The sequence below is a fragment of the Streptomyces sp. NPDC058051 genome (assembly GCF_042885475.1).
Lineage (GTDB): Bacteria > Actinomycetota > Actinomycetes > Streptomycetales > Streptomycetaceae > Streptomyces.
The window spans coordinates 1-1010 of the sequence record NZ_JBHVRW010000099.1; the positions used below are offsets into that span (position 1 = coordinate 1).

2 rRNA genes are annotated in these 1010 nt (G+C 57.8%); both read left to right on the forward strand.

Going from position 1 to position 1010, the window contains the following annotated elements:
- Positions 1-84 (forward strand): 16S ribosomal RNA (locus ACFVUT_RS37795); the annotation flags it as partial.
- Between the two features lie 295 nt (positions 85-379).
- Positions 380-1010, forward strand: a 23S ribosomal RNA gene (locus ACFVUT_RS37800); the annotation flags it as partial.

A 1010-nucleotide genomic window follows, 5' to 3' on the forward strand; every position in this document is an offset into this window, starting at 1 on the left:
GAGCTGTCGAAGGTGGGACTGGCGATTGGGACGAAGTCGTAACAAGGTAGCCGTACCGGAAGGTGCGGCTGGATCACCTCCTTTCTAAGGAGCATCTAGATTCCGTAAGGAATCCAGAGCCACTACGCCGGCGAATGTTCGGCGGTGGTCAGCTCATGGGTGGAACGTTGACTATTCGGCACGGTTCTTCTGGTTCATCAGTACTGCTTCGGCGTGGAACGTGAATCGTGGGGGACTGTGTCGGGCACGTTGTTGGGTGTCTGAGGGTACGGCCGTATGGCTGCCTTCAGTTGCCGGCCCCGGTGAAGCATCGATTGTTCGGTGTGTGACGGGTGGCTGGTCGTTGTTTGAGAACTGCACAGTGGACGCGAGCATCTGTGGCCAAGTTTTTAAGGGCGCACGGTGGATGCCTTGGCACCAGGAACCGATGAAGGACGTGGGAGGCCACGATAGGCCCCGGGGAGCTGTCAACCGAGCTTTGATCCGGGGGTGTCCGAATGGGGAAACCCGGCAGTCGTCATGGGCTGTCACCCGCTGCTGAACACATAGGCAGTGTGGAGGGAACGAGGGGAAGTGAAACATCTCAGTACCCTCAGGAAGAGAAAACAACCGTGATTCCGGGAGTAGTGGCGAGCGAAACTGGATGAGGCCAAACCGTATGTGTGTGATACCCGGCAGGGGTTGCGCATGCGGGGTTGTGGGATCTCTCTTTTGCGGTCTGCCGGCCGTGAGACGAGTCAGAAACCGTTGATGTAGGCGAAGGACATGCGAAAGGTCCGGCGTAGAGGGTAAGACCCCCGTAGCTGAAACATTGACGGCTCGTTTGAGAGACACCCAAGTAGCACGGGGCCCGAGAAATCCCGTGTGAATCTGGCGGGACCACCCGCTAAGCCTAAATATTCCCTGGTGACCGATAGCGGATAGTACCGTGAGGGAATGGTGAAAAGTACCGCGGGAGCGGAGTGAAATAGTACCTGAAACCGTGTGCCTACAAGCCGTGGGAGCGTCGC